The sequence below is a fragment of the Vibrio genomosp. F10 str. 9ZD137 genome, from assembly GCF_049974785.1.
Lineage (GTDB): Bacteria > Pseudomonadota > Gammaproteobacteria > Enterobacterales > Vibrionaceae > Vibrio.
On the sequence record NZ_JBNGCJ010000829.1, the window covers coordinates 1 to 1711 of the forward strand.

Here is a 1711-nt window from a genome sequence, read left to right on the forward strand (position 1 = left end):
GTCGAGAATACCCCACCCACAGCCAATGCAGGCGCTAATTTAAGCGTCCAATCTCCGCGTTCTGCGGTAAGTCTTGATGGTTCTGGTTCACAAGATGCGGATGGCGACCCACTCATCTATCGCTGGCAGCAAGTGTCTGGCCCAACGGTGACGCTGAAGAATTCACAGCAAGCCCAAGCAACATTTGAAATGCCTGAACTGACCAAGGATACCAACTATACCTTCCAACTGACCGTTGATGATGGTGATGTCTCGTCTAAAGATCAGGTAACGATCACAGGATTGGCTGTGGTGGTAGAGAATACGCCGCCTATAGCAAGTGCAGGCACTGACCTAAGCGTTCAATCTCCGCGTTCTTCGGTAAGTCTTGATGGCTCTGGTTCGCAAGATGAAGACGGTGATGATCTGAGTTACCACTGGCAGCAAGTGTCCGGCCCTTCTGTGACGCTGCAGAACCCAACACAAGCGATCGCAACATTTGCTCTGCCAGAACTGGAAAAAGATACCGAGTATGGTTTCCAATTGATCGTTGATGACGGTGAAGTCTCATCACAAGATCAGATCACGGTGACTGGTTTGGCTAAGGTGATAGAAAATACGCCACCGACTGCGGATGCAGGAACCGATCAAGAAGTTCAGTCTCCAGCTTCTAACGTGCGCCTTGATGGCGCGGGTTCACAAGATGCAGAGGGTGACGAACTCACTTATCAGTGGCGTCAGCTATCTGGTGATGAAGTGTCACTGAACAATGCAAATTCAGCGGTGGCGACCTTCTCTATCCCGGGTCTAACACAAGAATCTCATTATTCGTTTGAGCTAACAGTGAGCGATGGCGAAACAACATCAAAGGATACTGTTCAAGTTTATGCACTTGCAGAGCTTGAGCAACAAGAGCCCGGTTCTATTGTCATCGAGATGGACCAAGGTGACCTCGGCATTCCGAGTGCTTCTACCTACGAGGTCGTTCTAACCTCTCTAACAACTGGAGAGAGTCAACGCTTTGAGATGACAGCTCAGGGTGACCAACAAATTGTAGATTTAGCGCCAGATGAGTACCAAGTTTGGGTTGAATTTGAAGATGACTACCAACCAATAAACGTACCGCGAGTCATAGCGGTGACAGACGAAAGCCCAATGACACTGGCATTTCGCGTTAAACCAAGTGTTGACTTAGAAAAACTCTCGACCATTGATGGCGTCGAAGTCAGCACTATCATTGATGGCGTATTTCAGGCGCGTCAAATGACCTGGGGTGACGGCTATTTATACGTTGGGTCATCGGCTATATCCGAAGAGAATGGTGCAAGAGGCAACAAAATTTACGCTATTCCTTACGATTATCGTACCGGTTTAGCTGGGGATCCAGTTATTGTCGCCAGTGGTTTAGTTGAACCACACGGTGTGGCGTTCAAAAACGGAGACCTTTATTTCGCTACGGCGGCTGAACTGTATCGTGTCAAAGACGTCGCCTCCAATTTAGGCAAACCGTCAGAGCCTGAAAAGCTGATTGATTTGCCAGCAGGTGACGACAACTTCCCCCTCGAACCCGTGGGCTTATACTGGCACCAAAAGCATACGCTCAAGTTCAACTCATTCGATAGTAGCGACGAGAACTTATACATTTCTATTGGCTCTCCGTGCAATATTTGTGTGATCGACGAAGAGGTCAAATACGGCTCAATACTGGCGGTCGACTTAGAGACCCTCAATG

Annotated in this window: 1 protein-coding gene; it reads left to right on the plus strand. The window is 48.6% G+C overall.

The features are described 5' to 3' along the window. A partial coding sequence (locus ACP45E_RS18905) for a PKD domain-containing protein (protein WP_241824344.1) occupies positions 1–1711 on the plus strand: 1711 nt, incomplete at both ends.